We start from the raw sequence: 2041 nt of genomic DNA, 5'->3' as shown, positions 1-2041 counted from the left end.
CGGTACGCGAACGTCGTAAAAACCGCAGCGCCAAGTCCAGCTTCCTAAGCTATGAAAAAGCAGTAGCAAACAAGCTGTCACTTGATTGGAGCGGCTACGAACCACCTAAGCCGAAATTTACCGGCACCAAAATCTTTGAAGACTACCCACTTGAAGAATTAGTTGACTATATCGATTGGACTCCGTTTTTTATCACGTGGGACCTGGTTGGAAAATACCCGAAAATATTAAAAGATGAGCATATCGGTGAAGCTGCTCAGAGTCTTTTCAATGATGCACAAAAAATGCTCAAGGATCTGATAAGCAATAAAAAACTAAAAGCCAAGGCTGTTATCGGATTTTGGCCAGCAAACGCTCAAGGCGATGATGAAATTACTGTATTTGCAGACGAAAGTCGATCTAAGGTAAATCTAAGCCTGAATCACCTACGCCAGCAATCTGACAAAGCGGGCAATCAATTTAGCTTATCACTAGCTGACTTTATTGCACCTAAAGAAACGGGTCTCAATGACTATATCGGTGGCTTTGCAGTCACCGCTGGAATCGGTGCTGAAGAACTTGCCACCGAGTTCGAAGCAAAACATGACGACTACAACGCGATTATGGTCAAAGCGCTAGCTGACCGCCTAGCCGAAGCTTTCGCTGAGCGTATGCACGAAAGAGTTCGTAAAGAGTTCTGGGCTTACGCTGGAGATGAAAGCTTTGATAACGACGCCTTGATTAAAGAAAAATACCGCGGTATCCGCCCTGCTCCGGGCTACCCTGCTTGCCCTGATCATACTGAAAAGACCGAGCTGTTCAAGCTACTGGAACCCGAAAACAGTGCCGGAATTTCATTAACCGAACACTTTGCAATGACACCTGCAGCTTCAGTTAGTGGGTTTTATTATTCCCACCCTGATTCAAAATATTTTTCTGTTGGAAAAATTACCAAAGACCAGGTCGAGGATTACGCTAAGCGTAAATCAATGTCTATCACTGAAGCAGAAAAATGGTTGAGTCCGGTACTAAACTATGATTAATCGCTAAAAAACGGCTTTTATATAACCAAAACCCGTAATAGCTAAACAAACTTATATAAGCTGGTTATTTAACCGCTTATTAAAAACTGATACCCTTAGCGCCCGCAAAAATGGCCCCAGGCTGCTTTGGGCTAAATTATATTAAGCAAGTACGATTGAGACGCACTAAATGTACAAATACGATGGTTACGACAAACAGATCGTCCAGGAACGGGTTCAGCAGTTCCGCGGTCAAACCCAACGCTTTCTTGAAGGGACTTTGGCAGGTGACGACTTTTTGCCTTTACGTCTGCAAAACGGTCTATACGTCCAGCGATTAGCACCTATGCTTCGGGTCGCCGTACCTTACGGCATGCTGTCTTCCACACAGCTTAGGAAGCTCGCTTCAATCAGTCGTGACTACGACAAAGGCTACCTGCACTTTACTACTCGCCAAAACGTCCAATTCAACTGGCCCGAGCTAAAAGATGTCCCAGACATTCTTGACGAGCTTCGTAGTGTTGAAATGCATTCCATTCAAACGAGTGGCAATTGTATTCGTAACACCACGACTGACCAGTTTGCCGGTGTGGCAGCGAATGAATTGTTAGACCCGCGCCCTTACTGCGAGATCATACGTCAGTGGTCGACTTTCCATCCTGAGTTTGCATTCTTGCCACGTAAATTCAAAATCTCGGTAAACGCTTGTGGTGATACAGATCGTACTGAGTCTCTAGTGAATGATATTGCTCTGGAGCTTGTTAAGAACGATGCAGGTGAAATTGGCTTTAAAGTTTTGGCCGGTGGTGGGCTAGGCCGTACGCCAATCATTGCCTCGGTAATTCGTGAGTTTTTACCCGAGAAGCACCTGCTTAGTTATCTCGATGCGATCTTGCGTGTCTACAATATTCACGGTCGCCGCGACAACAAATACAAAGCTCGTATTAAAATCCTTGTAAAAGCCCTTACACCCGCCAAGTTCGCAGAACGCGTTGAAGCTGAATGGGAGCATATCAAGGATGGAGCGACAACACTGACCA

Annotated in this window: 2 protein-coding genes; both read left to right on the top strand. The window is 45.3% G+C overall.

All coding sequences use genetic code 11. The features are described 5' to 3' along the window. The coding region (locus A3729_RS14915) for a vitamin B12 dependent-methionine synthase activation domain-containing protein (RefSeq protein ID WP_304439724.1) at window positions 1-1022 on the top strand (1022 nt) is incomplete at its 5' end. A 169-nt stretch (window positions 1023-1191) separates the two neighbouring features. Continuing rightward, on the top strand, window positions 1192-2041 hold an 850-nt coding region (locus tag A3729_RS14910; RefSeq protein WP_197475865.1), incomplete at its 3' end, for a nitrite/sulfite reductase.

This window comes from Oleiphilus sp. HI0043 (assembly GCF_001634935.1).
Note: the sequence above shows the minus strand (reverse complement) of the source record. Positions and strands in the feature narration are given on the sequence as shown.